This is a genomic window from Nonomuraea sp. NPDC049784 (assembly GCF_040659615.1).
Classification (GTDB): Bacteria; Actinomycetota; Actinomycetes; order Streptosporangiales; family Streptosporangiaceae; genus Nonomuraea.
On the sequence record NZ_JBFAMX010000058.1, the window covers coordinates 1 to 22,991 of the forward strand.

Consider the following 22,991-nt stretch of genomic DNA (forward strand, 5'->3'; position numbering starts at 1 on the left):
GCCCGACCCGCCGTACCTCGGGCTCGCCGTCCTCGTCGTCCCGCTGCTCGGGCTCGGCCGGCTCCTCGTCCTGCTCAGGAGCCGCCTCCTGCTGCTCGACCGGATACACCAGCCGGTACGGGGGCTCCCTCCGGGGCGCGGGCTCCCGTTCCTCGGGCTCGGGGGAAGGCGCGGCCTCCGCCTGCGGCTCGTCGGGGCGGACCGTTTCCTTAGGGGGATGGACCGGGGCGCCGGCCACGAGCTTGTCGGGGCGGTTGACGATGCGGCGGGGGCGGCGGCGCGGCTCGGCCTCGGGCTCTGCCGTCGGCGAGCTGTACGGCCTGCGCCCCTTGGGCGGCTCCTGCGGCTCGTCCTCCGGGACGGGGGCGGCGAAGGGCGGCATGCCCCAGGGCGAGGTCAGCGGTAAACCCCGCGCCCGATCGTCGGTGGGACCCGGCGGCGAATGACTGATCCTCGGCTCTTCCGAAGATCGCGGGTCAGACGCGTCCTCAGGACGCGGGTCGTCACCCGGCGGTCGCCGAGGCGGTTCGCTGGGGCCGGAGGCCACGCGCCGTACCTCCTATTGGTCGAACTCGTCGTACGGGTGGAATCAGGCCGCTGGTCCGTTCCACAGGATCCAGACCAGCATGACTCAGCCGGAATAGCGAGACCTCTCTAGCGAGATTCCCGGCACCTCTCGCCCGATTTATCCTGAAATGTTATTAATTGACCGCTTTTTGGCTAGATACAACACACCAAACGCATACACCCCGAGTTGCACCACTGTCCCGGACAATGCCTGCCAGGGCACCGGCACCTTCCCCTGGCTCAGCGCGCCCTCCAGATTGCCCGCCGCGGCGGCGAGCCCGAAGGCCAGCAGGTTGTTCAGCACGTGCAGCGCGATCCCCGCCTCGAGCCCCCCGGTCCGCACCGTCAGCCAGCCCATGACGACCCCGAACCCGAACACGTCGATCAGCCCGGCCCACGAATACCCGTGCAACGACATGAACAACGCGGACCCGAGCAGGATGGACCAGGCCGGATTTCGCAGATGCGCCCCCATCGCCTGGATGAACCACCCGCGGAAGACGTACTCCTCGGCGGCCGCCTGGAACGGCACCAGCAGCACTATCACGATGAGCGCGGGCAGGAACCCGGACCACCCTGCCCAGCCGAACATGTCGGCGTTCTCGCCGTACAGCGTCAGCACGAGCGCCTGCGTGCCCTGCCCGAGCACGAGCGCCAGGGCAGCCAGCCCGAGGCAGCTCAGCAGCCAGGACCAGCGCAGCCGCCCGGCCACGGACGAGAGCGTTCCGGGGCGCCTGCGCTGGACGAGCGCCGCCGTGCCCTGCACGAGGAAGAGCATGGGCGCGAGCGACATCAACACCACGACCAGCGAGAGCACCGGATCGCCGAACAGCCGGCCCTCGGCCTCGAGCGGCGCCGGGATGCCCAGGAATATCGACGCCACCACACCGGCCCAGATCGCCAGCGCGCTGAGCACGAGAAATGCCGCAGCGATGATCAGCGTGCCGACGATCGCCCGCCACGGCTGCGTGGCGGCGGTCCTGGCGAGGTGGTCGTAACGCACCCCACGAGGCGTCGGCAGGAACCAGGACGGCGGCGGGTACGGGTAGGCCGGCGGCTGAGTGCCGTAGCCGTAGGGATGCTGATGTCCTGGCTGATTCTCCTGCACCCATCCATTCTGTCCGCCCGGTGCGCAATAGTTCACAGACGGTCCTCTCATTTAGGCGGATGCTCGGAGTCGTACGGCATTTCGACCCTGGGAGCAGTTCATGTCAAGGCTGGGACCTGTCATCACCCTCGCGGCGGGGGCAGTGCTCGCCGTGGGGCTGGGTGTCGCCAGCGTCATCGCGACACCGGCGGCCAGAAACGAGGCCGCCAACACCGCCGCGGAAGCACCCTCCGCCGAGGAGACCACCGCGGCCCCGTCATCCTCAGGCGAGCCCACGCCTGAGCCTGAGCGAACGGCGCCGAAGAAGATCGCCAAGGCTGACTACGGAGGCTACGTCAAGGGCAACGGCGGCCTCATCGCGATCTCGATCAGAGACGGCAAGGCCATCGGCTACTTCTGCGACGGCAAGGCCGAGGCCTGGTTCAAGGGCACGGAGTCGGACGGCGACCTGCGGCTGGCCGGGTTCGGCAGCGCCAAGGTCACGGCCGCGCTGGGCGGTGGCCGGGCCAAGGGCTGGGTCGCGGTCGGGGGCAGGAAGTGGAGCTTCGTCGCGCCCACCGTGGTCAAGCCCTCGGGTTTGTACCGGGCCACCGCGACCGTCAGGGGCGCCAAACTCAGGGCCGGCTGGATCGTGCTGAAGAGCCCGAAGGGCGGCTTCACCCAGGTCGGCGCCGCGTTCGAGGGCGACACGCAGGTGCCGATCCCCCAGTTGCAAGGCGACCGGCCCACGGCGCCCGTGACCGTCGACAGCACCACGCTCTACCCGAAGGACGTGGACGGCTTCATCGAGGAGATGCAATGACCGCCGTACCCCAGCCATCACGCAGCCTGACCCCGCTCCTCGTGCCGCTGCTGGCCGGCGGCCTCGCGGCGCTCGCGCTCGGCGTCTACGGGCGGGTGCACACGCCCACCGGGTTCGCCGTGGGCGTGGCCGGGTTCTCCGCCGCGCTGCCGATGAAGGCGTGGCTGACGACGGGCGCGTTCGTCCTGGCGATCGTGCAGGTCGTCTCGGCCCTGTCGATGTGGGGCAAACTCGGGATCGCCATCCCGCCCGCCGTGCACCGCTGGTCGGGGCGGCTGGCGTTCCTGCTCACGATCCCCGTCGCCTTCCACTGCCTCTACGCCCTGGGCCTGCAGTACGACGTGCCGCGGGTGCTCGCGCACTCGTTGCTCGGCTGCTTCTTCTACGGCGTGTTCACCGCGAAGCTGCTGGCGCTGCCCAAGCGTGACGCGCCCGGCTGGACGCTGCCGGTGCTCGGCGGGCTGGCGTTCACCGCGCTGATCGGGATCTGGCTGACGTCGTCGTTCTGGTTCTTCACCGCCATCGGGCTCAAGGTGTGAAGCTCTTCGTACGCCTCAGCCCGGCGGCCCGGCCCTTGGCCGCCACGACGAGCGCCATCTTGCGCGAGGCCTCGTCGATCATCTCGTCGCCCAGCATGACCGCGCCGCGCTTCTCGACCGAGGTGTAGTACTCATACGCCTCCAGGATGAGCTCGGCGTGGTCATAGTCCTCCTGCGACGGCGAGAACACCTCGTTGGCCGCGTCGACCTGGGAGGGATGGAGCACCCACTTGCCGTCGAACCCGAGCGCGGCCGACCTCCTGGCGGCCCGCTTGAAGCCCTCCACGTCCTTGATCTGCAGGTAAGGGCCGTCGATGACCTGCAGGTCGTGCATCCTGGCCGCCATGAGCAGGCGCATGAGGATGTAGTGGTAGGCATCGCCCTCGACGTAGCCGGGCGGCTGCTCGCCGACGACGAGCGTGCGCATGTTGATCGACGCCATGAAGTCCGCCGGGCCGAACACCAGGGTCTCCAGGCGTTTGGACGAGCCCGCTATGGCGTCGGCGTTCACCAGGCCGCGGGCGTTCTCGATCTGCGCCTCGATACCGATGCGGCCGACCTCGTACCCCATGGTCTTCTCGATCTGGGTGAGCAGCGTGTCGAGCCAGACCACCTCGGTGGGGTCCTGCACCTTGGGCAGCATCACGCAGTCGAGGAACTCCCCGGCCCCCTCGACGACCTCGATCACGTCCCGGTACGTCCACTGCGTCGTGAGATCGTTGACCCTGACCACGCGTGTCCTGCCGGCCCAGTCGCCCTCGCGCAGCGCGGTCACGATGTTCTTGCGCGCCTCCTCCTTGGCCAGCGGCGCGACGGAGTCCTCCAGGTCGAGGAAGACCTCGTCGACGGGCAGCGTCTGGGCCTTCTCGAGGAACCGCGGGTTGCTGCCTGGCACGGCGAGCACCGAACGACGTGAACGCATGCGCACACGCTAGCGCCGTCCCCGCCCTTCCCCCTAAGGGACCTCGGCCGAAGTGCGGCGGGTGGCGGTGAGGGCTACAGTCGGGGATGTGACCGAGAACGCTGCGGCCATCGAGGAGGGCGCCAAGAAGTCCGGCATCCTCTGGCTCACGCTCGACCGCCCCCGCCTGGCCTGGCACACCTGGCACGAAGGGGCGATCTACCTGGTGACGGGGGGCGAGGAGCAGGAGCTGCCCGGCCTCGAGGCGCTCGACCAGGTCCACGTCACGCTGCGCAGCAAGGACAACGGCGCCCGGCTGGTGGAGTTCGACGCGGCGGTCACGGTCGTCGACCAGGGCGCGGCGGCCGACGCCGTGGCGGCGCTGGCCAAGGAGCGGCTCAACGCCCGCGACAGCGAGCACCTGACCGAGCGCTGGGCCCGCGACTCCACCGTCCTGCGCCTCACGCCGCCCGTCTCTACCGCCTGAGTCCCGCGCCTCAGCCCTGGCCGCTGACACCGATGGGCTGCGCTTCGGGCTCCACCGCCGGTGACGGCTGGGCGATCGCGGTCGCGGTCTGGGCGAGCAGCGCGCCGGACAGCACGAGCAGGCCCCCCAGTATCTGGAAGACGCCCAGCGTCTCGCCGACCAGAGCCCAGGCCACCACCGCACCGCCGATCACCTCCAGCGAGGCGACCGTGGCCCCCACCGCGGCGGACAGCCGCCGCACGGCGTTCACTCCAAGGATGTACGCGATCACGGTCGCGACCAGCACCATCCACAGGTACGCCCCCAGCACCGGCAGCGTCCGGCCGCCGTCCGGTGTGGCCGTGGCCGTGAAGGCGTCCCACGGGATGTTCCACGGCCGGGCGAACGGGATCAGGACCACGGCCGCTCCCGCCATCCCCCAGGCGATCAGGCCGAGCGGGTCCACGTCGTCGCCGAAGCTATCGTTCATGAGGAAATATCCGGCGCAGCAGGCTCCGGCCAGCAGTCCGAGCAGCAGGCCCAGCGCGTCCAGCCGCATTCCCTGCCAGACCTCGACGACGATCGCGAGGCCCACGACGGCCACGACCGCCCCGATGTAGGCGGCCCGCGCGAGCCGTACCTTCCGTACGAACCGCACCCAGGCCACCACCATCACCGGCGCCATGAACTCCAGCAGCAACGCGACCCCCACCGGCAACCGGGTGATCGCCACGAAATACAGCGACTGCACCCCCGCCACCGCCATCACCGCATACAGCCCGAAGAACGGCAGCCTCGATCTGGGGATCCGCAGCGCCCGCGGCTTCACCACGGCCAGCACGACCACCAGTAGCAGCCCCGCGCCCGCCATCCGCGTCCAGACGGCCTCAATCGGCGCCAACCCGGCCGTGATGAGGTATTTGGCCATCGGCCCCGAGAACGCGAAACACCACGAGGACACGAACGCGAGCCCGAGCCCCGCATACCTCATCGCCCACCACCTGGCCAGTAATCACCGTTAAGTACGTTGGATACTGACATGTGAGGTGTTCGGGGCGCAATGGATGAGCACTGTTAGCCTGACCACGTGCAGATCTTCGTGGCCCGGCTCGCGGGGACCCCGGTCTTCGACCCTGCGGGGGACCAGATCGGCCGGGTCAGGGACGTCGTGGTCGGTCTGCGCATCGGCCGCCGGCCCAACGTTCACGGCCTGGTGGTGGAGGTGCAGCCGCGCCGCAAGGTGTTCCTTCCCATCACCCGAGTACGCCGCATCGAGGCGGGAGCCGTGGTCTTCACCGGGCGGCTCAACATGCGCAGGTTCGAGCAGCGCGCCACCGAGACGCTGGTGGTCGGCGAGATGCTGGACCTGGCCGTCGAGGTCGAGGGCGAACCCATGACCGTCTACGACGTGGCCATGGACGAGGTCAAGCCGTCCACCTGGGAGATCACCAAGGTCGCCCTCTACAAGGGCAGGCGGCGCGAGCCCCGGATCGTCGACTGGGAGGAGGTGTCCGGGTTCGACAAGCTGCAGAAGGACCAGGGCGCCGCCCGGCTGATCGCCGCGTTCGAGTCCCTGCGGGCCGCCGACATGGCCAGCGCGCTGCACGACCTGCCCAGCAAGCGGCGGATCGAGATCGCTCGCGCCCTGAACGACGTCCGGCTGGCCGACGTACTGGAGGAGCTGCCTCCGGACGACCAGATCAGCATCCTCGGCACGCTGGATCCCGAGCGAGCGGCGGACGTGCTGGAGGAGATGGGCCCCGACGACGCCGCCGACCTGCTGCACGACCTCCCGGAAGAGCAGGCGACCAGGCTGCTGGCGCTGATGGAGCCGGATGAGGCGGCCCCGGTCCGGCGCCTGCTGACATACCCGGAGACCAGCGCGGGCGGCGTGATGACCAGCGAGCCGGTGATCCTGCCGCCCACCGCCACGGTGGCCGAGGCACTCGCCCACATCCGGCAGCAGGACCTGTCGCCGGCCGTCGCCGCCCAGGTCTACGTGAGCCGGCCGCCCACGGAGACGCCCACGGGCACGTACCTGGGCGTCTCGCATTTCCAGCGGCTGCTGCGCGAGCCGCCGTCCACCCTGCTCGGCGGCGTGATCGACCCGTCGATCGACCCGATCAGGCCGGACTTCTCCCTCCGCGAGGTCGCCTACTACCTGGCGAACTACAACCTCGTCGCCGCCCCCGTCGTCGACGAGCTGGGCCGGCTCGTCGGCGCGGTGACGGTCGACGACGTGCTCGACCACATGCTTCCCGAGGACTGGCGCGAGAGGGCCGACGACCGTGACGACTGAACGACTGGACCAGCCGCGGGCCCTGCGCCGCACGTTGCGGCCGCACTACGACCCGGAGGCGTTCGGCCGCCTTTCGGAGCAGATCGCCCGCTTCCTCGGCACTGCGCGATTCATCGTCTACATGACCGTGTTCGTGGGGCTCTGGGTGATCTGGAACGCGGTCGCGCCACCGAACCTCAAGTTCGACCCGTACCCGTTCATCTTCCTCACGCTGATGCTGTCGCTGCAGGCCAGCTACGCCGCGCCGCTGATCCTGCTCGCCCAGAACAGGCAGAGCGACCGCGACCGCATCCAGTACGAGCAGGACCGCGAGGCCGCCGAGCGTAACCAGGCCGAGATCGCGTACCTGACGAGGGAGATCGCGGGGCTGCGGCTGGCTCTGAACGAAGTGGCCACGCGCGACTACCTGCGCGCGGAGCTCGGGCGGCTCCTGGAGGAGCTCAAGGAGCACCGCTGAGGCCGGGCGGCGGCTTCTGGAAGAGCTCAGGGAGCACCGCTGATGTCAAGCTTGGCGACCATCGACCGTATACGGGACAGCTCCCCGGCGCCCAGCAGGTCGAGGAACTGGGTCCTGACGCCGCGCAGGTAGGTCGGCGTGGCCTCGGCCAGCCGCGCCGCACCGTGGTCCGTCAGCACGGCGAACAACCCGCGGGCGTCGTCGGCGCACGCCTCGCGCGACACCAGCCCGTCGCGCTGCAGCCGGTCGATCAGCCTGGTCAGGCCGCTGCGGGAGAGCAGGACGCGGTCGGCGAGGTCGTTCATGCGCAGCCGCCGCTCCGGCGCCTCGGCCAGCTGCATGAGCACCTCATACGGGGCCAGCGGCAGGTCATGGGCGACGAGCAGCTCCGCCTCCAGGTGGCGGGTGATGCGCACCTGGGCGCGCTGCAACATCCGCCAGATCGCCAGCTCCTCGGCGGTCAGGCCCTCGTCGCGCAGAAGAGTCACGGAGTAACCTTAAGACGTTGTTGCACAGACATCTAACAGCACGGATTAACTCAGCGAGGCCTCCGGTTCATACCATGGAGGGGCATCCTCACTGGCGTCCTGCGCCTGTCACACATATACCGACTAAGGAGGGACGGCACTCCCTCGTGCCGAGACTTCGATGGCACTAACCCAGGAACAGGTGACGGCCGCCCTTGCCACCGTCATCGACCCCGAGATCCGTCGGCCGATCACGGACCTCGGCATGGTCAAGAGCATCGATATCGCTCCCGACGGCGTGGTGCGCGTGGGCGTCTTCCTCACCGTGGCGGGGTGTCCGCTGAAGGACACGATCCGCCGTGACGTCACGAACGCCGTCGCCAAGCTGGACGGCGTGACTGGTGTCCAGATCGAGCTCGATGTCATGAGCACCGAGCAGCGCAAGGCCCTCCAGACCAAGCTGCGGGGCGACCGCGGGCCGGAGAAGGAGATCCCGTTCAACCAGCCGGGCTCGCTGACCCGCGTGTTCGCGGTGGCCAGCGGCAAGGGCGGGGTAGGCAAGTCGTCCGTGACGGTCAACCTGGCCGCCGTGATGGCCTCCAACGGCATGAAGGTCGGCATCGTCGACGCCGACATCTACGGCCACAGCATCCCGCGCATGCTGGGCGCCGCCGAGCGGCCCACCAAGGTCGAAGACATGATCATGCCGCCGATGGCCCACGACATCAAGGTCATCTCAGTCGGCATGTTCAAGCCGGAGGGCAACACGCCGGTGGTCTGGCGCGGGCCGATGCTCGACCGGGCGCTCCACCAGTTCCTGGCCGACGTCTACTGGGGCGACCTCGACGTACTCCTCCTCGACCTGCCCCCGGGCACCGGCGACATCGCGATCTCGGTGGCGCAGCGGCTGCCGACGGCGGAGATCCTGGTCGTGACGACGCCGCAGATGGCCGCCGCCGAGGTGGCCGAGCGGGCGGGCTCGATCGCCGCGCAGACGCACCAGCAGATCGCCGGGGTCATCGAGAACATGGCCTGGCTCCCGTGCCCCCACTGCGACGAGCGCATCGCGGTGTTCGGGGAGGGCGGCGGCCAGACGGTCGCCGACGCGCTGACCCGCACGCTGGGGTCGCGCGTCCCGCTGCTGGGCCAGGTCCCGATCGACCTTCGGCTCCGCGAGGGCGGCGACGAAGGCAAGCCCCTGGTCCTGACCGAGCCCGACGCCCCGGCCGCCGCCGAACTCCGAAAGATCGCCGACAGCCTCAGCAAGCGCTCCACCAGCCTCAAGGGCCTCCACCTCAACCTCTCCCCCCGCTGACCCATCCTGGATCCTTTACGGCTGCGCACGGTGGTTGATGTCTGCTGCGACGCTCGCCCCGTTTTGGGTGCCCGTCCTTGGGGTCCTTTACGGCTGCGCACGGTGGGCACCACCCACCGACGCGGGTGGCCGACCTTCCAGGGGGACGCTTACCAGCTTCCCCGGCGCACCGCCGTAACGGACGAGCTTGGCCGTCTGGGTGGTCGACACGTGAACCGGGTCGACCACCAGAGAGGACGCGAGGGGAAGAAGCAGAGACGCGGCCGCCGGACCGCCGCACGGCCCCGAGTCGGGCATGGCCACTTGCCGGCTCCGAAGTCGGGGCGATGGCTCACGGGCCGTGGTGTGACCCTAGAGCCGTAGTGCGGCCGGGGCCGGGGCCGAGTCATGGCATCCGCCATCGGCCGCTGTAGAGGGCTCTGAGGACCCCAGAGGGCCATATAGGCGGTTTGGGGTCCGGCGGGCTATAGCGGGAAAGCGAAGTGGTCCGGAGCGAGCCAGGAGCCGTTTGAGCCCCCCGCATGCATTGTGTGCGGTCCGGGCGGGTCGTATGAGCCCCTGCGAGCCCTCTAGGTGGTCGGCTTTTAGGGCGTCAGGTCGCTTCTGAGTCGTAAGGGGGCAATTCCCCGTAGCCCAGTTCGTCCACCGGCTCGGAAACGTAGGGAGCCGTGGTGGCGGGCTCCAGCTCACGGGGCTTGTTGTCGTTCCAGTCGTCCTCGAGGTCGTCGAGGAGGTGCTTGCGCACGAAGTTCCGCGGGTTGAGGTCGGCGGGGTCGAAGTTGGAGAACTCCGGGCCCAGACCGGTCCGCAGGTCGTCACGAGCGTTGTTCGCCATCCGGCGCAGATTCCGCAGCGTCTTGCCTGCCTGCGAGGCGGCCTGAGGCAGCTTGTCGGGACCGAAGACGAGCAGCGCGATGACGATCAGCGCTCCGACCTCCATCCACCCGAGTCCGAACACCGTGAGCTCCTACCGCAGTCCAACCTCTCCGAGGACATCCCCGGCCTATCCACAGACTAAAGGCTTCTATGGGTAGGTCGGTCGTCCCCCTCGGTCATATCACCGACATTCCCGCCATACACCCCCCACCCCCATTCCGCCACTTCACCCCCCCACCCACCACCGACCAGCCCAATCCCCTACTGACACCACTCAGCCGACCGCCGAGGTGCAGCCGGCCTCGGACACGCGGCCGGTGAGCGTCGCATTGCGGCGGGCGCCTGAGTCGGGATGGGCCCCGTTGCGGCGGAGCGTACGGGGCACGTCGTGGCTGGGCCGGACGCGTTCCGTCGTGGCGGGCGAACGCATTCCGTCGTGGCGGAGCGTACGGGGCACGTTGTGGCGAGCGAACGGGGCCCGTTGTGGCTGGGCGTGCGGGTCGCGTTGTGGCGGACCTGTGAGGGGCTGTGCTGCGGTGCGCGCTGGCACGGCGGGCGAGCGGGCGGCCGTGGGCCCAAGCGGCAAGGCACCGCCCAAGCTCCACACGTCACCCGCCCAGGCCCACACGTCACCTGCCCAGGCCCACGTGTCGACCACCCAGACGGCCAAGCTCGTCCGTTACGGCGGTGCGCCGGGGAAGCTGGTAAGCGTCCCCCTGGAAGGTCGGCCACCCGCGTCGGTGGGTGGTGCCCACCGTGCGCAGCCGTAAAGGACCCCAAGGACGGGCACCCAAAACGGGCGCAGCCGTAACGAATCCAAAGGACGCGTCGCGGCGGGACATCAGCCACCGGACACGGGCGGAGAAAGGATCAGGACGGCGTCGGGGTGGGCTCGTCTTCGGCTACGACGGTGAGAGTGGCGGTGTGGTCTTTGCCGGCGCGTTGGTATTTGATAGTGATCTTGGACCCCGGTGCCTTGCTGCGGATCAGGGCGATCAGCTCGTTCCCGTCCTGCAGGGTCAGGCCGTCGATCTCAAGGATCACGTCGCCCGCCTTCAGACCGGCCTTGCCGGCGGGCCCGTTGGCGTCCACCGGCTGGGTCCCTCCGCTGGGCCCCGAGGCGATCTTCACGCCCTGGCCCTTGTAGTCCTTGTCCAGGATGATGCCGATCTTGGGTCGCTTGGCCTTGCCGGTCGTGATCAGTTCCTCGGCCACGCGCCGCGTCTGGTTGACCGGGATCGCGAAGCCCAGGCCGATGCTGCCGCTCTGGCTGCTCTCCGAACGGCCGAGGGTGGCGATGGCCGAGTTCACCCCGACGACCTCGCCCTTGCCGTTCACCAGCGGCCCGCCCGAGTTGCCTGGGTTGATGGCGGCGTCGGTCTGGATGGCGCTGATGTACGCGGGCTCCTCGGTGCTGGTGCCGGTCTCGTCGCCAGCGATGACCGGGCGGTTGAGCGAGCTTACGATGCCGGTCGTCACCGTGCCCGTCAGGCCGAGCGGGGAGCCGATCGCGATCACCGGGTCGCCGACCACGACCTGGTCGGAGTTGCCGAGGGTGATCTCCGGCGTCCCGAACGTGTCCTCCGGCTTCACCACGGCCAGGTCGGAGCCGGGGTCGCGGCCCACGATGCGGCCCGAAGTGGTCTTCCGGTTGTTGAACATGATCCGGATCTCGCCGCCCTTGGCGGCCAGGGCGACGACGTGGTTGTTGGTGACCACGTAGCCGTTCTTGATCAGGAAGCCTGATCCGGTCGCGCCCTCGGTGGTGGTACCGGCCTCGATCGAGACCACACTGGGCAGGACCCGCGCGGCCACGCCCGCCACCGAGCCGGGCTCCCGGTTGGTCGCGCCGGTCGGCAAGGGGCCGAGGCTGTAGGAGGGGTCGCTGCCGCCGCTCGGCTTGGTGAGCAGGTACGTGCCGACGCTGCCGAACAACGAGGCCACCAGCGCGATGGCCACGGCGGTCGAGACGAGGAAGGCGGTGCTCGGTATGCGCCGGGGCCCGGGAACGCCCTGCGCGCCCGGAGGCGGCGGCGCCCAGCCCGTGCCCATGGGAAGCGCCTGGCGCGGCGGTGGCAGCGGCGTCCCACCACCTGACGGACCGGAAGGACCGGAAGGACCGGAAGGAGGCGGGCCGCCGAACATCGGGGCCTCATAGGCGCGCGTCCCGTTGTCCGGGCCACCGCCGAACGAGGTGCCGCTCTCATAAGAGCTGCCGTACGAAGGGCTCTCGTAGGAACTGCCGAACGAGGGGCTCTCATAGGAGCTGCCGTACGAAGAAGTCTCGTAGGAGTTGCCGTACGAGGGGCTCTCGTAGGAGCCGGAGGCGCTGAACGGGGGGGTGGTGAACGACGGGGCGCCATAGGAAGGGCCGCTTGGCGGCGAACCGCCGTACGGTGGCACCCCCGAGATGGGGCGGCCCGATGGATCGCCCCAAGAAGTGCCGAACGAGGCGGGCGGCTCCTGCCGCGGGCTCGGCACTTCGGGCGAGTCGTCCGCGGGCAGGAAGTCCGGCCGCCCCTGTGGTTCGGGGTAGTCCGACGTCGTGCGACCTTCGGTGGGACGCGTCTCGTCGGTCATCTAAGTCTCACCACTCCTTGGCTCGGCCACCGCAATCCTCGCTCGTGCGGTATACGAGGGTTATAAAGCATTTGTCAGGAATCGCTTGTGACAAATCCCCGAAACCAGATCGTATGCCCCATGCGCTGCCGAGTACGCCAAGTCCTGGTCTCCCAGGCATAGCCGCAGGTCAAGGAGTGGCGGTCGAAGGCGCACTCGCCGGTGTGGTCCGCGGCTGCTGGAACAGCTCCACCGGGGGCGCCGGGTTGTTCTGCCCCACGCCGGTGGTCGCGAAGAAGGTGCCGAGCGCGACGGCCGCGGAGACCACCCCTACCGCCACGTAGGTCGAGCGCCGCCTACCGCGCCCCGGGCCCGAAGCCCCACCAGTGGTGTCCCTGCGCGGGCGGTTGTCCGGCGGAGCGATGGTGTGCGGGCCAGGAATGGGCACCCCGCCGAACGTGCGGGAAGGAAAAGGGCGCTCCCTCGGGGGCAGCGGCCCTCCCGGCTCCGCCATCCGGAGCAGGGACATCGTCAGGTCGGCCGGCATCGCCGGCCCTTCCAGCGCACGCAGGCGCGACTTAAGCGCCCGCATCGACTCGACCTCTCGCCTGCAGTCACCACAGAAGGTCAAGTGAGCCAGCGCGCGTTCGCGTTCGGTGTGGTTGAGTTCACCGTCCACGAGCGCCGAAACGCGTTCTCCAAGATGAGTCATCAGACTTCCTCCCCACGGATCACGGTCGGGGGGAGTTGAGAATTACGGGGGGCTCGATGATCGAGTGCTTCCCGCAACTGCGCCCGGCCACGGTGAATACGGCTTCGGACCGTACCCAGCTTGACGCCGAGCGTGGCCGCGATCTCCTCGTAAGACAGGCCCTCGATGTCACACAGCACGATCGCGGCCCGGAACTCCGGAGCGAGCGCGTCGAGGGCGGCCTGGATGTCGGGCTCCAGATGGGCGTCGTCGAACGCCTGCGCCGGAGACGGCTCCCGGCCGCGCAACCGCTCGGCGGCGTCGTCGGCGAGCCCCTCGAACCTGATGCGCTGCTTACGCCGCGCCATGTCGAGGAACAGGTTCGTCGTGATCCGGTGCAGCCACCCCTCGAACGTGCCCGGGGTGTAGCTCGACAACGATCTGAAGACCCGGACGAAGACCTCCTGGGTCAGGTCTTCGGCATCATGGACGTTGCCGGTCAGCCGGTATGCCAGCCGATACACGCGTGCGGAATGTGTCCGCACGACTTCCTCCCACGTAGGAGGAGTCCAGTCAGACGACACGGGAGTATCTGCCTGGTGGTCGCTTTCGTCCACCAGAACTCCTCTCTTTGGGACCACCGCTACCGCCATAGTGCCTGGTTTCGTCCCTTCGTGCGCACTGCTGCCTTCGGACCGGCAAAGCCCGTCTAAACCTGCAACGCCTTGGGAGCCTCCTGAGTTCCCGTCCCGGCGCGTCTCCCCTAGGCTGCGATCGGTGCCAATCACGCGGACCAATCGCACGAAAGTGGGGGGAGGCGGCCGATGACCAGTCCGGTGGAGGCCACTCTGGCCTATGCAGAGCAGTTCCATCAGGAAGATGAGGTCTTGCATGCGGCGCGGCAACGCGGGCTGGAGATGGGGGCCACACCCATCCTTCCCGGCGGCGGGGCGGCGCTGTGCTTCCTCGCCACCGCGGTCAACGCCAAGTCGGTCGTCGAGATCGGCACGGGCTGCGGCGTCTCGGGCCTTTGGCTGCTACGCGGCATGCGTACGGACGGCACGCTGACGAGCGTCGACGTCGAGCCGGAGCACCAGCGGCTGGCCAGACAGGCGTTCGCCGAGGCGGGCTTCTCCGGCGGGCGAGTGCGGCTCATCTCGGGCCGGGCGCTCGACGTGCTGCCGCGGCTGTCGGACGGCGGCTACGACCTGGTGTTCGCCGACGGCGCGAGGCAGGAGTACGCCGACTACCTGGCAGAGGCGATCCGCCTGCTCCGCGTGGGCGGCATCGTGGCCTTCGGCAACATGTTGTGGCGCAACCGGGTGGCCGACCCGGCGCAGCGCGACACCGACACGGTGGCGCTGCGCGAGGTGGGCAAGCTGGTGCAGTCGGACGACCGCCTCCGCTCGGTGCTCATGCCGCTGGGCGACGGCCTGCTCGCGGCGATCAAGATCGCCGACTAGGAGCGGGCGAGCCACTCCGGGAGGGGATCGCCGACTATGCGCCGGCGAGCCACTCCAGGAGGAGGCGGACACCGAACCCGGTGGCGCCCTTGGTGAGCGTGCCCTCGTCCACCGTGCTGCGCCCGACCCCGGCGATGTCGAGGTGCGCCCACGGACGCCGGCCCGCGAACTCCCGCAGGAACAGCGCCGCCGTGATCGACCCGGCCCCGAACCTCGACCCCGACTCGACGTTGGCCAGGTCGGCGATCGACGACTCCAGCGCGGGCCTGTAGTCCTCGATCAGCGGCATCCGCCACAGCCGGTCGTCGCTGGTCTCCGCGGCGTCCAGGAGCTGCTTGGCCAGCACGTCGTCGGAGGCGTAGACGGCGCCGACGTTGCGGCCGAGCGCCACCGTGATCGCGCCGGTGAGCGTGGCGATGTCCACCACCGCGTCGGGGTCGAGCACGGCGTCGGCGTAGGCGAGCGCGTCGGCCAGCACCAGCCGCCCCTCGGCGTCGGTGTTGAGCACCTCGACCGTGCGCCCGCCGTAATGTCTGATCACGTCGCTGGGCCGCTGGGACGTGCCGGAAGGCATGTTCTCGGCGGACGCGATCAGCCCGGTGACCCGTACGGGGGCGCCCAGCTCGGCCAGCGCGCCGAGCACGGCGATCACGACCGCGCCGCCCGCCATGTCGGTCTTCTGGGTCTTCATGTTCTCGGTCGGCTTGAGCGACAACCCGCCCGAGTCGAACGTGATCCCCTTGCCCACCAGCACCACGTGCCGGTCGGTCGGCTCGGCGGGCGTGTAGGAGAGCTGGATGAGCCTGGGCGGGCTGGCCGAGCCCTTCCCGACGGCGAGGATGCCGCCGAACCCGTCGGCCTGGAGCTGCTCCTCGTCCCAGACACGCACGGGCACCCCGCGCTCGGCGGCCCGCTCGGCCAGCCAGGCGGGGTCCTTGACGGAGGAGGGTGTGTTGGTCAGGTCGCGGGCGAGCGCCACCGCCTGCGCCACGACCTGCGCGCGCCGCACCTGCGCCGCGTCGGCGCCCGCGAACGTCAGCGCCCGCACCGGCTTCTTGCCCTCGCTACCGATCTTGAACGAGTAAGCCGCCAGCAACGCCGCCTCGGCGAACGTCGCCACGTCGCCCTCGGGCGGCACCACGGTCAGCGTGTCCCTGCCCTTGGCCTTGCGGGCCAGCGCCGCAGCGGCCTTGCGCAGGGCACGCGGCGAGCCGTCGCCCACGCCGTAGAGCAGGACGCGGCCCACGCCGCCTGCCCGTGCCACGGGGACCTCGACGATCTCCCCCGCCTCGCCCTTGGCCTCGTAGTGGGCCAGCAGATCAGGCACCGGCAGGTGCAGCTCGACCTCGGGGCTGAGGTCGGAGGTGTAGGGGACGGCCAGGAGCTCGGCGCCGTCGGGAACCTCGGCGACCACCGACGCAGTGGTCTCAATGGGCACGGGATATCTCCTCAAACGTCAGCGACCCTGGCGCCGGATTACGCCAGGGTCGTGGATCAATCTGTCTAACGGGAGCTCTCAGCCGACGACGTTCTTCAACGCCTCGCCGAGCGCCTTTGCCTCGTCGGCGGAAATCTCCACGACGAGCCGGCCGCCACCTTCCAGGGGGACCCGCATGACAATGCCGCGCCCTTCCTTGGTGACCTCGAGCGGACCATCGCCGGTCCGCGGCTTCATCGCCGCCATGCGTGCATCCCTTCCTGCCTTGGGCTCCCGCGGCCCGCGATTTCCGACCGCCCATGGGGGGTGGTCGGCGCATTCACGTCTTCTGTGATGTCCTATTCTCCCGCATCGAGAGCGCTCATGGGTAACGATCTCCTCCCAGAATGCGTTGTCGAGGCGTGCGTTGACGTCCAAACTGGACTTCGTGCACGCTCGCGCCGCTCTGTTCGACCTCTACGGAGACCACCTGCGCTCGCGCGGTGGACAGGCGTCCGTCGCCGCGCTCGTCAGGCTCATGAAGCCCCTGGAAATAGCCGCTCCCGCCGTTCGCACCGCCGTTTCACGCATGGTGCGCCAGGGGTGGCTGAGACCGATCAGGCTGCCTCAGGGAGCCGGCTACGGACTCACGCCGAAGTGTGTCAGGCGCCTGGACGAGGCGGCGCTGAGAATTTACCGAGCCGGAACGTTGACCTGGCAGGGCCGGTGGCATCTGATCGTCTTCGAGCCGGTCAAGGAGCGGCCGCGCAGGGAACGGCTCAGGGCGGACCTGGCGTTCCTCGGCTACGCGTCGCTGTCGGAGACGACGTGGATCGGTCCACGATCATCGATCGAGCTGGACAACCTGCTGGAAAGCGAGGGCGTCCGGGCCGACCGGTTCGACGCCGTGCTCGAGGGCGACCCGCGCCGGCTGGTGGCCCGCGCATGGGATCTGGACGCCATCGGCGAGGCGTACGAGCAATGGCTGGCCGAGGCTGTCACGCTGATCAGCACGCTGCCCGATGGGGCTCCCGCGGACCAGGTCTTCGCCACCAGGAGCAGGCTCGTGCACGGCTGGCGCAATTTCCTCTTCCGCGACCCGGGCCTGCCGCCCGAGCTGCTGCCCGCCGGCTGGCCGGGCGAGAAGGCCAGAGCCTACTTCGAGCAGGAGGCCGCCCGGCTGCTGCCCGCAGCCGCCTCGTTCGTCGACAGGGAGTTGATTTGATCCGCTACGACGTGGCCGACGCAGTCGCCACCATCACCCTCGACCGTCCAGAAGCGATGAACTCACTGACCGCGGCGACCAAGGAGCGCCTCCTCACCGCGCTGCGCGACGCGGCGCAGGACCGCGAGGTCAGAGCCGTCCTGCTCACCGGCTCGGGGCGGGCCTTCTGCGCGGGCCAGGACCTGCGCGAGCACGCGGACAACCTGGAGGCGGGCCGCGGCCTGGCCGACACCGTGCGCGAGCACTACAACCCGATCGTCGAGCTGATCACCACCATGCCCAAGCCGGTGGTGGCCGCGGTCAACGGCGTCGCGGCCGGGGCGGGCGCGTCCCTGGCCTTCGCCTGCGACCTGCGGGTGGCCTCGGAGAAGGCGAAGTTCGCGCTGGCCTTCGCCGGCATCGGCCTGGCACCCGACTCGGGCGCCTCGTGGACGCTGCGGCGCCTGGTGGGCCAGGGGCGCGCGACCGAGCTGCTGCTGCTCGGCGAGCCGCTCGACGCGGCCCGCGCGCTGGAGCTGGGCCTGGTCACGCGCGTGGTTGCCGCCGACGACGTGCTGAAGACCGCCCAGGAGCTGGCCGTGCGCCTCGCGCAGGGCCCCACCCTGGCCTACGCCGCCACCAAGCGGGCGCTGGCCTACGCCGCGACGCACTCGCTGTCCGACTCGCTGGCCATGGAGGCCGACATCCAGGACGAATGCGTCGCCACTCTGGACCACCAGAACGCCACCCGCGCCTTCCTCGCCAAGGAACGACCCACGTTCCACGCCGAGTGACGTCCGCACCACGGCCGGCCGCGCGGGAAGCCGCCGCGTCCCACCGCTCCGTGTCCCAGGCCGCCGCGTTCGAGGGACTGCGTGCGACCGCACTCGGGCTGCTCACCGGCGGCGACGTCGACCCTTCCGACCCGGTCTACGCCGGGCCGCTGGCCAGGCTGAGCGAGGCGGCCGACGGCCGGCTGGCCTCGATGTCGCCCGGTGGTGGACACGGCCTGCTCTGGCCCGACCTGCCACTGGACGGCGGTCCGGGCAACGTGACGGGCAGCTACGGCCGCCTTCGGCGGATCGCCACGGCCTGGGCCACGCCGGGAACCGCGCAGCACGGCGACGACACCGTCGCGTCGCGGCTGGTGGACGCGCTCGACGTGCTCTACGAGCGGCACTACAACGAGCGGCTGCCTGAGACGGGCAACTGGTGGTTCTGGGAGATCGGCACGCCGGCCCAGCTGAGCCGCACGTGCGTGCTGCTCGGGGACCGGCTCGACGCGGCCAGGTTGGAGGCGTACCTGGGGGCGATCGACCGGTTCTGCCCGGACGCCGACCGCCGCACCCGTCACCCCGAGGTGTCCGAGAGCGGCGCGAACCGGGCGGACAAGGCGTCCATCGTCGCCTTCCGCGGGATCGCCGGGCGTAGTGCTGACAAGCTGGCGCTGGCCCGCGACTGCCTGTCGGATGTGCGGGACGGCGGGCGTGGCAGCGTGTTCGGCTACGCCGAGTCCGGCGACGGCTTCTACCGCGACGGGTCGTTCATCCAGCACGAGTGCGTGGCGTACACCGGCTCCTACGGCCTGTCGCTGCTCATCGCGGTCGCCGAGACGCTCGCGCTGCTCGACGGGTCGCCCTGGGAGGTGACCGATCCCGGGCGGCGAGTGGTGCTGGACGCGGTCGAGGGCTCCTTCGCCCCGTTCGTCCACGACGGCCTGCTGATGGACACCGTGCGGGGGCGGGCGGCCACGCGGCAGGCCTTCTCCGACGCCGTGGCAGGTCATGGCGCGATCGGGGCCGTTCTGCTGCTCGCGCGGAGCGCGCCCGAGCCGTACGCGGGCCGGTTCCGCGAGCTGGCCAAGGGGTGGATCGAGCGCGGCACGAACCGCCCGTACCTGGAGCACGCGGACGTCCCGGAGACCCGGCGGGCGGTCGCGGTGCTGGACGACAAGGCCATCGAGGCGGGGGCGGGACCCGTCGGGCACTTCGTGTTCCCGTCGATGGACCGGGTGGTGCACCGGCGGCCCGGCTGGTCCTTCGCGATCAGCCTCTCGTCGCGGCGCGTCGCCGCCTACGAGGCGATCAACGGGGAGAACCTGCACGGCTGGTACACCGGCGACGGCATGACCTACCTCTACACGAGCGATCTGGGCCAGTTCGGCGAGGACTTCTGGCCCACGGTGGACCCGTACCGGCTGCCGGGCACCACGGTCGGCGCCAGTGAGCGCGAGGACCTGTCCTTCAGCGCCTACCGTCCGGCCAACGCGTGGGCAGGCGGGGCGGTGCTCGACGGCCGGTACGGCGTCGCCGCCATGGAGCTGGCCGGCGACGGGGCCGGCCCGCGGGCGCGCAAGTCGTGGTTCTGCCTGGACACGGCCGTGGTGGCGCTGGGCAGCGGCATCACCGGCTCCGATGGCCACGCGGTCGAAACCGTGGTGGAGAACCGGGCCACGGATGCGGAGCCGTACCTGGGGGACGGCTGGGCGCACCTGCCGGGCGTCGGCGGCTACGTGATGGAGGGGGCGATGAGCCTCGTGGAGACGCGTACCGGAAGGTGGTGCGAGATCAACCGGGGCGACGACACGGGCGGCGCGTTCGACCCCGTCACGCGGCGGTACGTGGCCTTCTGGTTCGACCACGGCGTGGACCCCGAGAACGCCTCCTACGCCTACGTGGTGCTGCCGGGAGCGTCGCGCGAGCGGACGCGGAGGTTCCGCGGGTCGCGTCCCGTGCGGGTGATGGCCAACACGCCCCTGGTGCAGGCCGTGCGGACGCGGGAGCTGGTGGCGGCCACGTTCTGGGCGGCGGGCGCCGTCGAGGGCGTCACCGTGGACGCGCCCTGCGCGGTGCTCGTGCGGCGGGCCGGTGGTCGGGTCTTCCTGGCCGTGGCCGACCCGAGCAGGACCGTGGACGCGGTGACGCTGACGCTGGACCGCCCGGCACGCGGCGTCGTCAGCGCGGACGACACCGTCTCGGTGCGGCCGGGGCGGCGGCCCGCCGTCACCATCGAGCTCGGCGGGTCACTCGGGCGGACCCACACGGCCGAGCTCAGCGTGAACGCGCCACGCAGCCCTCAATATGGTCGTTGACCAGGCCGATGGCCTGCATCAACGCGTAGACCGTGGTCGGGCCGACGAACTTGAAGCCGCGCTTCTTCAGCTCCTTGGCCAGTGCCTTGGAGCCCGGGGTGGTCGCGGGCACGTCGGCCATCGTCCTCGGCACGGGCGCGCCGGGGTCGGCGAAGCGCCACACCAGGTCCGACAGGCCCTCCGGCAGGTCCATGGCGGCCTTCGCGTTGCTGATCGCGGCCTCGATCTTGGCCCGGTTGCGTACGATGCCCGCGTCGCCGAGCAGACGCTCCACGTCCTGCTCGGTGTAGGAGGCCACCTTGGGGATGGAGAAGCGGTCGAAGGCGGCACGGAAGTTCTCCCGCTTGCGCAGGATCGTCAGCCACGACAGGCCCGACTGGAATCCCTCCAGAGCCACGCGCTCGAAGACCGCGTCGTCGCCACTGATCGGGCGGCCCCACTCCTCGTCGTGGTAGGCGATGTACATCGGGTCCGCCGCCATGCCCGTCCAGGTGCATCGGATCGGCTCGGTCACGGGCGCTCGTCCCCGTCCTTGCCGCGTGCCACGCGCACGGCCGCCTCGCCGCCCGGGGGCTCGTCTTCCGGCTTGAGGTCGCTCTCGCCGCTCTTCACCTCGCCGGGAGCCTCGTCGGGCCCTTCGTCCGGCTTGAGCTCGTCCTGGGGGTCGCCGAGGCCGTGGTCGCCGGGCTCGGCGTCGGAGGACTGGACGGCGACAGGCTCATCAGCGTCGGCCGCAGCGGGCTCGCTCGCGTCCGCCCCCTCCTCCGCGGCGGTGGCGCCGTCGCCCGGCGGGATCCGCCACTCCGGGTCCTCCGGCGGGCGCCGCAGGTCGGCGGTGCCGTCCCAGGAGACCGTGGCCCCGCTGGACGACATGGGGTCGCCCGACTCCGGCAGCTCGCGGGCGACGGCCGGAGCCTCGGGCGAGTGCTCGGTACGGGGACCGGCCCCCGGCGTGGCGTAGACCTCCTGGCGCGCGTGCAGCCGGCTGGACAGCAGCTCCGAGACCCGCTGCTCCAGCACCGCGATCCGCGTGTCACGGGCGCTGATGGCGTTGGCGGCCCTGCGCAGGGTCTCGTCGACGCTGGCCGTGTGGTAGCCGACCAGGTTGACCGGCAGTTGGAGCGCCATGAAGTCGACTGCCGTGAGCTGCCCCGGCTCTGGCAGGTCGAGCGGCGGCACATCCGGCGGGAACTCGGTCAGCTCACCGCCCCTGCCGACGGAGACCAGGACCACGCAGGCCAGGATGGCGATGGCGGCGATGGCGAGTATGACCAGCACATTGGCATCGTACTCACACCATCGGGGCATGAGGTCCCACACTTGCCGCAGCCCGTAACGTCTCCGGGCGTCGAGAAGCCGGTCAGCCGGCCGCCTCGCCGAGCTCGGCGACGCTGGGCCTGACCGGCTGGCCGCGCGACTCCAGGTGGGCGAACGCCTCGTCCACGGTGCTGGTCCAGGAGATCGCGTCGAAGACGTTGGCCCGCGTGAAGCCCTCGTCGTACAGGTGGGTCATCAGCGTCTTGAGCGGGTCGTACAGGCCCCAGGGGTCGAGGATCACCAAGGGGCGGTCGTGGATGCCGAGCACCCGCGCGGTCCAGGTCTCGAAGAGCTCCTCCAGGGTGCCGATGCCGCCCGGCAGCACGAGGAACGCGTCCGAGCGGGCGTCCATGACCCCCTTGCGCTCGCGCATGTCAGCGGTGACGATCAGCTCGTCCGACTCCTCGTCCGCCACCTCGATGTCCACCAGCACCTGTGGGATCACGCCGATCGTCCGCCCGCCGGCCGCGCGGACGGCCGAGGTCACGGCGCCCATGCAGGACACCGTGGCGCCGCCGCTCACCAGGGTGTGGCCCCGCTTGGCGAGCTCGGCGCCCACGTGTGCGGCCAGGTCGATGTACTTTTCGTCGATGTTCAGGCTGGAGGCGCAGAAGACGCAGATGTTCACATCGAGGAAGCTTATTGGGGCTCGGCGTATTGGGCCTCGGCGGCGCCCAGCTCCTCCTCGCGCTGCTTGGAGCGGAGCAGGTCGCCGTCCACGATGATGCGCACGGCCTCGTCCACGTCGTCGGTGACGGTGATCAGGTCGAGGTCCTGGGGCGCGATCTTGCCGGTGCCGAGCAGAGAACCCTTGATCCAGTCGAGCAGCCCGCCCCAGAACTCGCTGCCCATCAGCACCACGGGGAAGGACGTGACCTTGCGGGTCTGCACCAGGGTCAGCGCCTCGAACAGCTCGTCGAGCGTGCCGAAGCCGCCGGGCAGCGCGATGAAGCCGCACGAGTACTTGACGAACATCGTCTTGCGCACGAAGAAGTAGCGGAACTCGATGCCGAGGTCGACGTAGTCGTTCATGCGCTGCTCGAACGGCAGCTCGATGCCGAGCCCGACCGACATCGCGCCGTCCACCTCGCTGGCGCCGCGGTTGGCGGACTCCATGACGCCCGGCCCGCCGCCCGTGATCACCGCGTAGCCCGCCTCGGCCAGCGCCCGGCCGAGCGCGCGGCCCGTCTTGTATTCGGGCGTCCCTTCGGGGGTGCGGGCGGAGCCGAAGACCGTGACGGCCTGCGGCAGCTCCGCGAGCTGGCCGAACCCCTCCACGAACTCGGCCTGGATCCGCAGCACCCGCCACGGGTCCATGTGGACCCAGTCGGACGTCCCCTGGCGGGCGAGCAGGCGCTGATCGTGCGTGGAGCTGGGGACGAAGCGGCCTCGGACGACCGCCTGGCCCTGACGGCGTTCAGGACGTGACTGTTTCATGCTGGCCACGCTAGT

At 70.3% G+C, this 22,991-nt stretch carries 25 protein-coding genes and 1 pseudogene; 10 read left to right on the forward strand and 16 right to left on the reverse strand.

Annotated elements, in window-relative coordinates; translation table 11 throughout:
* Positions 1-382: pseudogene (locus AB0J09_RS15505) on the reverse strand (hypothetical protein); the annotation flags it as partial.
* A 303-nt stretch (positions 383-685) separates the two neighbouring features.
* Positions 686-1,675 carry a type II CAAX endopeptidase family protein gene (locus AB0J09_RS15510; RefSeq protein ID WP_360690328.1) on the reverse strand — a complete coding sequence of 330 codons (990 nt, stop codon included), beginning with the start codon at positions 1,673-1,675 and terminating at the stop codon, positions 686-688.
* A 100-nt stretch (positions 1,676-1,775) separates the two neighbouring features.
* Here AB0J09_RS15510 and AB0J09_RS15515 point away from each other — a divergent pair, with 100 nt between their 5' ends.
* Both AB0J09_RS15515 and AB0J09_RS15520 read left to right on the forward strand, forming a co-directional pair.
* Entirely contained in the window at positions 1,776-2,477 is a 702-nt protein-coding gene (locus tag AB0J09_RS15515; RefSeq protein ID WP_360690330.1) for a hypothetical protein, read from the forward strand.
* The gene (locus AB0J09_RS15520; protein WP_360690332.1) at positions 2,474-3,016 is read left to right on the forward strand and encodes a DUF6529 family protein; all 543 of its coding nucleotides are present in this window, start codon (positions 2,474-2,476) and stop codon (positions 3,014-3,016) included. The genes AB0J09_RS15515 and AB0J09_RS15520 overlap by 4 nt, the downstream gene beginning before the upstream one ends.
* On the opposite strand, the gene AB0J09_RS15525 is transcribed toward AB0J09_RS15520, so the two are convergent.
* Complete coding sequence (locus AB0J09_RS15525; protein ID WP_360690334.1) at positions 3,006-3,938, reverse strand: CoA ester lyase; 933 nt, start codon at positions 3,936-3,938, stop codon at positions 3,006-3,008. The genes AB0J09_RS15520 and AB0J09_RS15525 overlap by 11 nt on opposite strands.
* A gap of 88 nt (positions 3,939-4,026) precedes the next feature.
* On the opposite strand from AB0J09_RS15525, the gene AB0J09_RS15530 reads away from it, so the two are divergent.
* Positions 4,027-4,404: a hypothetical protein gene (locus AB0J09_RS15530; RefSeq protein WP_360690336.1), complete on the forward strand. Its 378-nt coding sequence runs from the start codon at positions 4,027-4,029 to the stop codon at positions 4,402-4,404.
* Between the two features lie 10 nt (positions 4,405-4,414).
* Here AB0J09_RS15530 and AB0J09_RS15535 read toward each other — a convergent pair whose 3' ends face one another.
* A complete protein-coding gene (locus AB0J09_RS15535; RefSeq protein WP_360690338.1) occupies positions 4,415-5,374 on the reverse strand; it encodes an EamA family transporter in 960 nt (319 codons plus the stop codon).
* Positions 5,375-5,470: 96 nt separating this feature from the next.
* Here AB0J09_RS15535 and AB0J09_RS15540 point away from each other — a divergent pair, with 96 nt between their 5' ends.
* The gene (locus AB0J09_RS15540) at positions 5,471-6,682 is read left to right on the forward strand and encodes a CBS domain-containing protein (protein ID WP_360690340.1); all 1,212 of its coding nucleotides are present in this window, start codon (positions 5,471-5,473) and stop codon (positions 6,680-6,682) included.
* On the forward strand, positions 6,672-7,139 hold the full coding sequence (locus tag AB0J09_RS15545; protein WP_360690342.1) for a DUF1003 domain-containing protein: 468 nt from the start codon (positions 6,672-6,674) through the stop codon (positions 7,137-7,139). The genes AB0J09_RS15540 and AB0J09_RS15545 overlap by 11 nt, the downstream gene beginning before the upstream one ends.
* 26 nt (positions 7,140-7,165) lie before the next feature.
* On the opposite strand, the gene AB0J09_RS15550 is transcribed toward AB0J09_RS15545, so the two are convergent.
* Positions 7,166-7,627, reverse strand: coding sequence for a MarR family transcriptional regulator (locus AB0J09_RS15550; protein ID WP_360690344.1), 462 nt, complete (start codon positions 7,625-7,627; stop codon positions 7,166-7,168).
* 160 nt (positions 7,628-7,787) lie between these two features.
* On the opposite strand from AB0J09_RS15550, the gene AB0J09_RS15555 reads away from it, so the two are divergent.
* A complete protein-coding gene (locus tag AB0J09_RS15555) occupies positions 7,788-8,921 on the forward strand; it encodes an Mrp/NBP35 family ATP-binding protein (protein WP_360690346.1) in 1,134 nt (377 codons plus the stop codon).
* A gap of 592 nt (positions 8,922-9,513) precedes the next feature.
* On the opposite strand, the gene AB0J09_RS15560 is transcribed toward AB0J09_RS15555, so the two are convergent.
* From AB0J09_RS15560 to sigE, 5 genes are all read right to left on the reverse strand, one after another.
* The gene (locus AB0J09_RS15560; RefSeq protein WP_360690348.1) at positions 9,514-9,879 is read right to left on the reverse strand and encodes a sec-independent translocase; all 366 of its coding nucleotides are present in this window, start codon (positions 9,877-9,879) and stop codon (positions 9,514-9,516) included.
* A 192-nt stretch (positions 9,880-10,071) separates the two neighbouring features.
* Positions 10,072-10,227, reverse strand: a complete 156-nt coding sequence (locus AB0J09_RS15565; protein ID WP_360690350.1) for a hypothetical protein — start codon at positions 10,225-10,227, stop codon at positions 10,072-10,074.
* Positions 10,228-10,667: 440 nt separating this feature from the next.
* Complete coding sequence (locus AB0J09_RS15570; protein WP_360690352.1) at positions 10,668-12,377, reverse strand: trypsin-like peptidase domain-containing protein; 1,710 nt, start codon at positions 12,375-12,377, stop codon at positions 10,668-10,670.
* Positions 12,378-12,546: 169 nt separating this feature from the next.
* Positions 12,547-13,068 (reverse strand): anti-sigma factor, encoded by a 522-nt coding sequence (locus AB0J09_RS15575; RefSeq protein WP_360690354.1) that lies wholly within the window; start codon positions 13,066-13,068, stop codon positions 12,547-12,549.
* Positions 13,068-13,700 (reverse strand): RNA polymerase sigma factor SigE, encoded by a 633-nt coding sequence (sigE, locus tag AB0J09_RS15580; protein WP_185068462.1) that lies wholly within the window; start codon positions 13,698-13,700, stop codon positions 13,068-13,070. Before sigE ends, AB0J09_RS15575 begins: the two co-directional genes overlap by 1 nt.
* A gap of 171 nt (positions 13,701-13,871) precedes the next feature.
* Between sigE and AB0J09_RS15585 the strand changes: the two genes are divergently transcribed.
* Positions 13,872-14,510 (forward strand): O-methyltransferase, encoded by a 639-nt coding sequence (locus AB0J09_RS15585; protein ID WP_360690356.1) that lies wholly within the window; start codon positions 13,872-13,874, stop codon positions 14,508-14,510.
* A gap of 34 nt (positions 14,511-14,544) precedes the next feature.
* Here AB0J09_RS15585 and AB0J09_RS15590 read toward each other — a convergent pair whose 3' ends face one another.
* Together AB0J09_RS15590 and AB0J09_RS15595 are read right to left on the reverse strand one after the other, a co-directional pair.
* Complete coding sequence (locus AB0J09_RS15590; RefSeq protein ID WP_360690358.1) at positions 14,545-15,948, reverse strand: leucyl aminopeptidase; 1,404 nt, start codon at positions 15,946-15,948, stop codon at positions 14,545-14,547.
* A 78-nt stretch (positions 15,949-16,026) separates the two neighbouring features.
* Positions 16,027-16,194 (reverse strand): DUF3117 domain-containing protein, encoded by a 168-nt coding sequence (locus AB0J09_RS15595; RefSeq protein WP_020545024.1) that lies wholly within the window; start codon positions 16,192-16,194, stop codon positions 16,027-16,029.
* Positions 16,195-16,354: 160 nt separating this feature from the next.
* Between AB0J09_RS15595 and AB0J09_RS15600 the strand changes: the two genes are divergently transcribed.
* From AB0J09_RS15600 to AB0J09_RS15610, 3 genes are read left to right on the forward strand one after another with little or no spacing between them, the layout of a single operon-like run.
* Positions 16,355-17,152, forward strand: a complete 798-nt coding sequence (locus tag AB0J09_RS15600; RefSeq protein ID WP_360690360.1) for a PaaX family transcriptional regulator C-terminal domain-containing protein — start codon at positions 16,355-16,357, stop codon at positions 17,150-17,152.
* Positions 17,149-17,925 (forward strand): enoyl-CoA hydratase-related protein, encoded by a 777-nt coding sequence (locus AB0J09_RS15605; RefSeq protein ID WP_360690362.1) that lies wholly within the window; start codon positions 17,149-17,151, stop codon positions 17,923-17,925. The genes AB0J09_RS15600 and AB0J09_RS15605 overlap by 4 nt, the downstream gene beginning before the upstream one ends.
* 50 nt (positions 17,926-17,975) lie before the next feature.
* Entirely contained in the window at positions 17,976-20,222 is a 2,247-nt protein-coding gene (locus tag AB0J09_RS15610) for a polysaccharide lyase 8 family protein (RefSeq protein WP_360690364.1), read from the forward strand.
* Here the strand turns inward: AB0J09_RS15610 and AB0J09_RS15615 are convergent.
* The 4 genes from AB0J09_RS15615 to AB0J09_RS15630 all read right to left on the reverse strand — a co-directional run bounded on the left by AB0J09_RS15615 (position 20,182) and on the right by AB0J09_RS15630 (position 22,976).
* On the reverse strand, positions 20,182-20,703 hold the full coding sequence (locus AB0J09_RS15615; RefSeq protein ID WP_360690392.1) for a DNA-3-methyladenine glycosylase I: 522 nt from the start codon (positions 20,701-20,703) through the stop codon (positions 20,182-20,184). The genes AB0J09_RS15610 and AB0J09_RS15615 overlap by 41 nt on opposite strands.
* Before the next feature lie 29 nt (positions 20,704-20,732).
* Entirely contained in the window at positions 20,733-21,500 is a 768-nt protein-coding gene (locus AB0J09_RS15620) for a hypothetical protein (RefSeq protein WP_360690366.1), read from the reverse strand.
* Between the two features lie 82 nt (positions 21,501-21,582).
* A complete protein-coding gene (locus AB0J09_RS15625) occupies positions 21,583-22,167 on the reverse strand; it encodes a TIGR00730 family Rossman fold protein (RefSeq protein ID WP_360690368.1) in 585 nt (194 codons plus the stop codon).
* 11 nt (positions 22,168-22,178) lie between these two features.
* Positions 22,179-22,976: a TIGR00730 family Rossman fold protein gene (locus AB0J09_RS15630; RefSeq protein WP_360690370.1), complete on the reverse strand. Its 798-nt coding sequence runs from the start codon at positions 22,974-22,976 to the stop codon at positions 22,179-22,181.
* Between the last annotated feature and the right edge of the window lie 15 nt (positions 22,977-22,991).

What these genes read in the sequence shown, in the direction of transcription:
- AB0J09_RS15515 (WP_360690330.1), top strand. Translation starts at nt 1,776, where the DNA reads ATGTCAAGGCTGGGACCTGTCATCACCCTCGCGGCGGGGGCAGTGCTC.
- AB0J09_RS15520 (WP_360690332.1), top strand. Translation starts at nt 2,474, where the DNA reads ATGACCGCCGTACCCCAGCCATCACGCAGCCTGACCCCGCTCCTCGTG.
- AB0J09_RS15525 (WP_360690334.1), bottom strand. Translation starts at nt 3,938, where the DNA reads ATGCGTTCACGTCGTTCGGTGCTCGCCGTGCCAGGCAGCAACCCGCGG.
- AB0J09_RS15535 (WP_360690338.1), bottom strand. Translation starts at nt 5,374, where the DNA reads ATGAGGTATGCGGGGCTCGGGCTCGCGTTCGTGTCCTCGTGGTGTTTC.
- AB0J09_RS15555 (WP_360690346.1), top strand. Translation starts at nt 7,788, where the DNA reads ATGGCACTAACCCAGGAACAGGTGACGGCCGCCCTTGCCACCGTCATC.
- AB0J09_RS15565 (WP_360690350.1), bottom strand. Translation starts at nt 10,227, where the DNA reads ATGCGTTCGCCCGCCACGACGGAACGCGTCCGGCCCAGCCACGACGTG.
- AB0J09_RS15570 (WP_360690352.1), bottom strand. Translation starts at nt 12,377, where the DNA reads ATGACCGACGAGACGCGTCCCACCGAAGGTCGCACGACGTCGGACTAC.
- AB0J09_RS15575 (WP_360690354.1), bottom strand. Translation starts at nt 13,068, where the DNA reads ATGACTCATCTTGGAGAACGCGTTTCGGCGCTCGTGGACGGTGAACTC.
- sigE (WP_185068462.1), bottom strand. Translation starts at nt 13,700, where the DNA reads ATGGCGGTAGCGGTGGTCCCAAAGAGAGGAGTTCTGGTGGACGAAAGC.
- AB0J09_RS15585 (WP_360690356.1), top strand. Translation starts at nt 13,872, where the DNA reads ATGACCAGTCCGGTGGAGGCCACTCTGGCCTATGCAGAGCAGTTCCAT.
- AB0J09_RS15595 (WP_020545024.1), bottom strand. Translation starts at nt 16,194, where the DNA reads ATGGCGGCGATGAAGCCGCGGACCGGCGATGGTCCGCTCGAGGTCACC.
- AB0J09_RS15615 (WP_360690392.1), bottom strand. Translation starts at nt 20,703, where the DNA reads ATGGCGGCGGACCCGATGTACATCGCCTACCACGACGAGGAGTGGGGC.
- AB0J09_RS15630 (WP_360690370.1), bottom strand. Translation starts at nt 22,976, where the DNA reads ATGAAACAGTCACGTCCTGAACGCCGTCAGGGCCAGGCGGTCGTCCGA.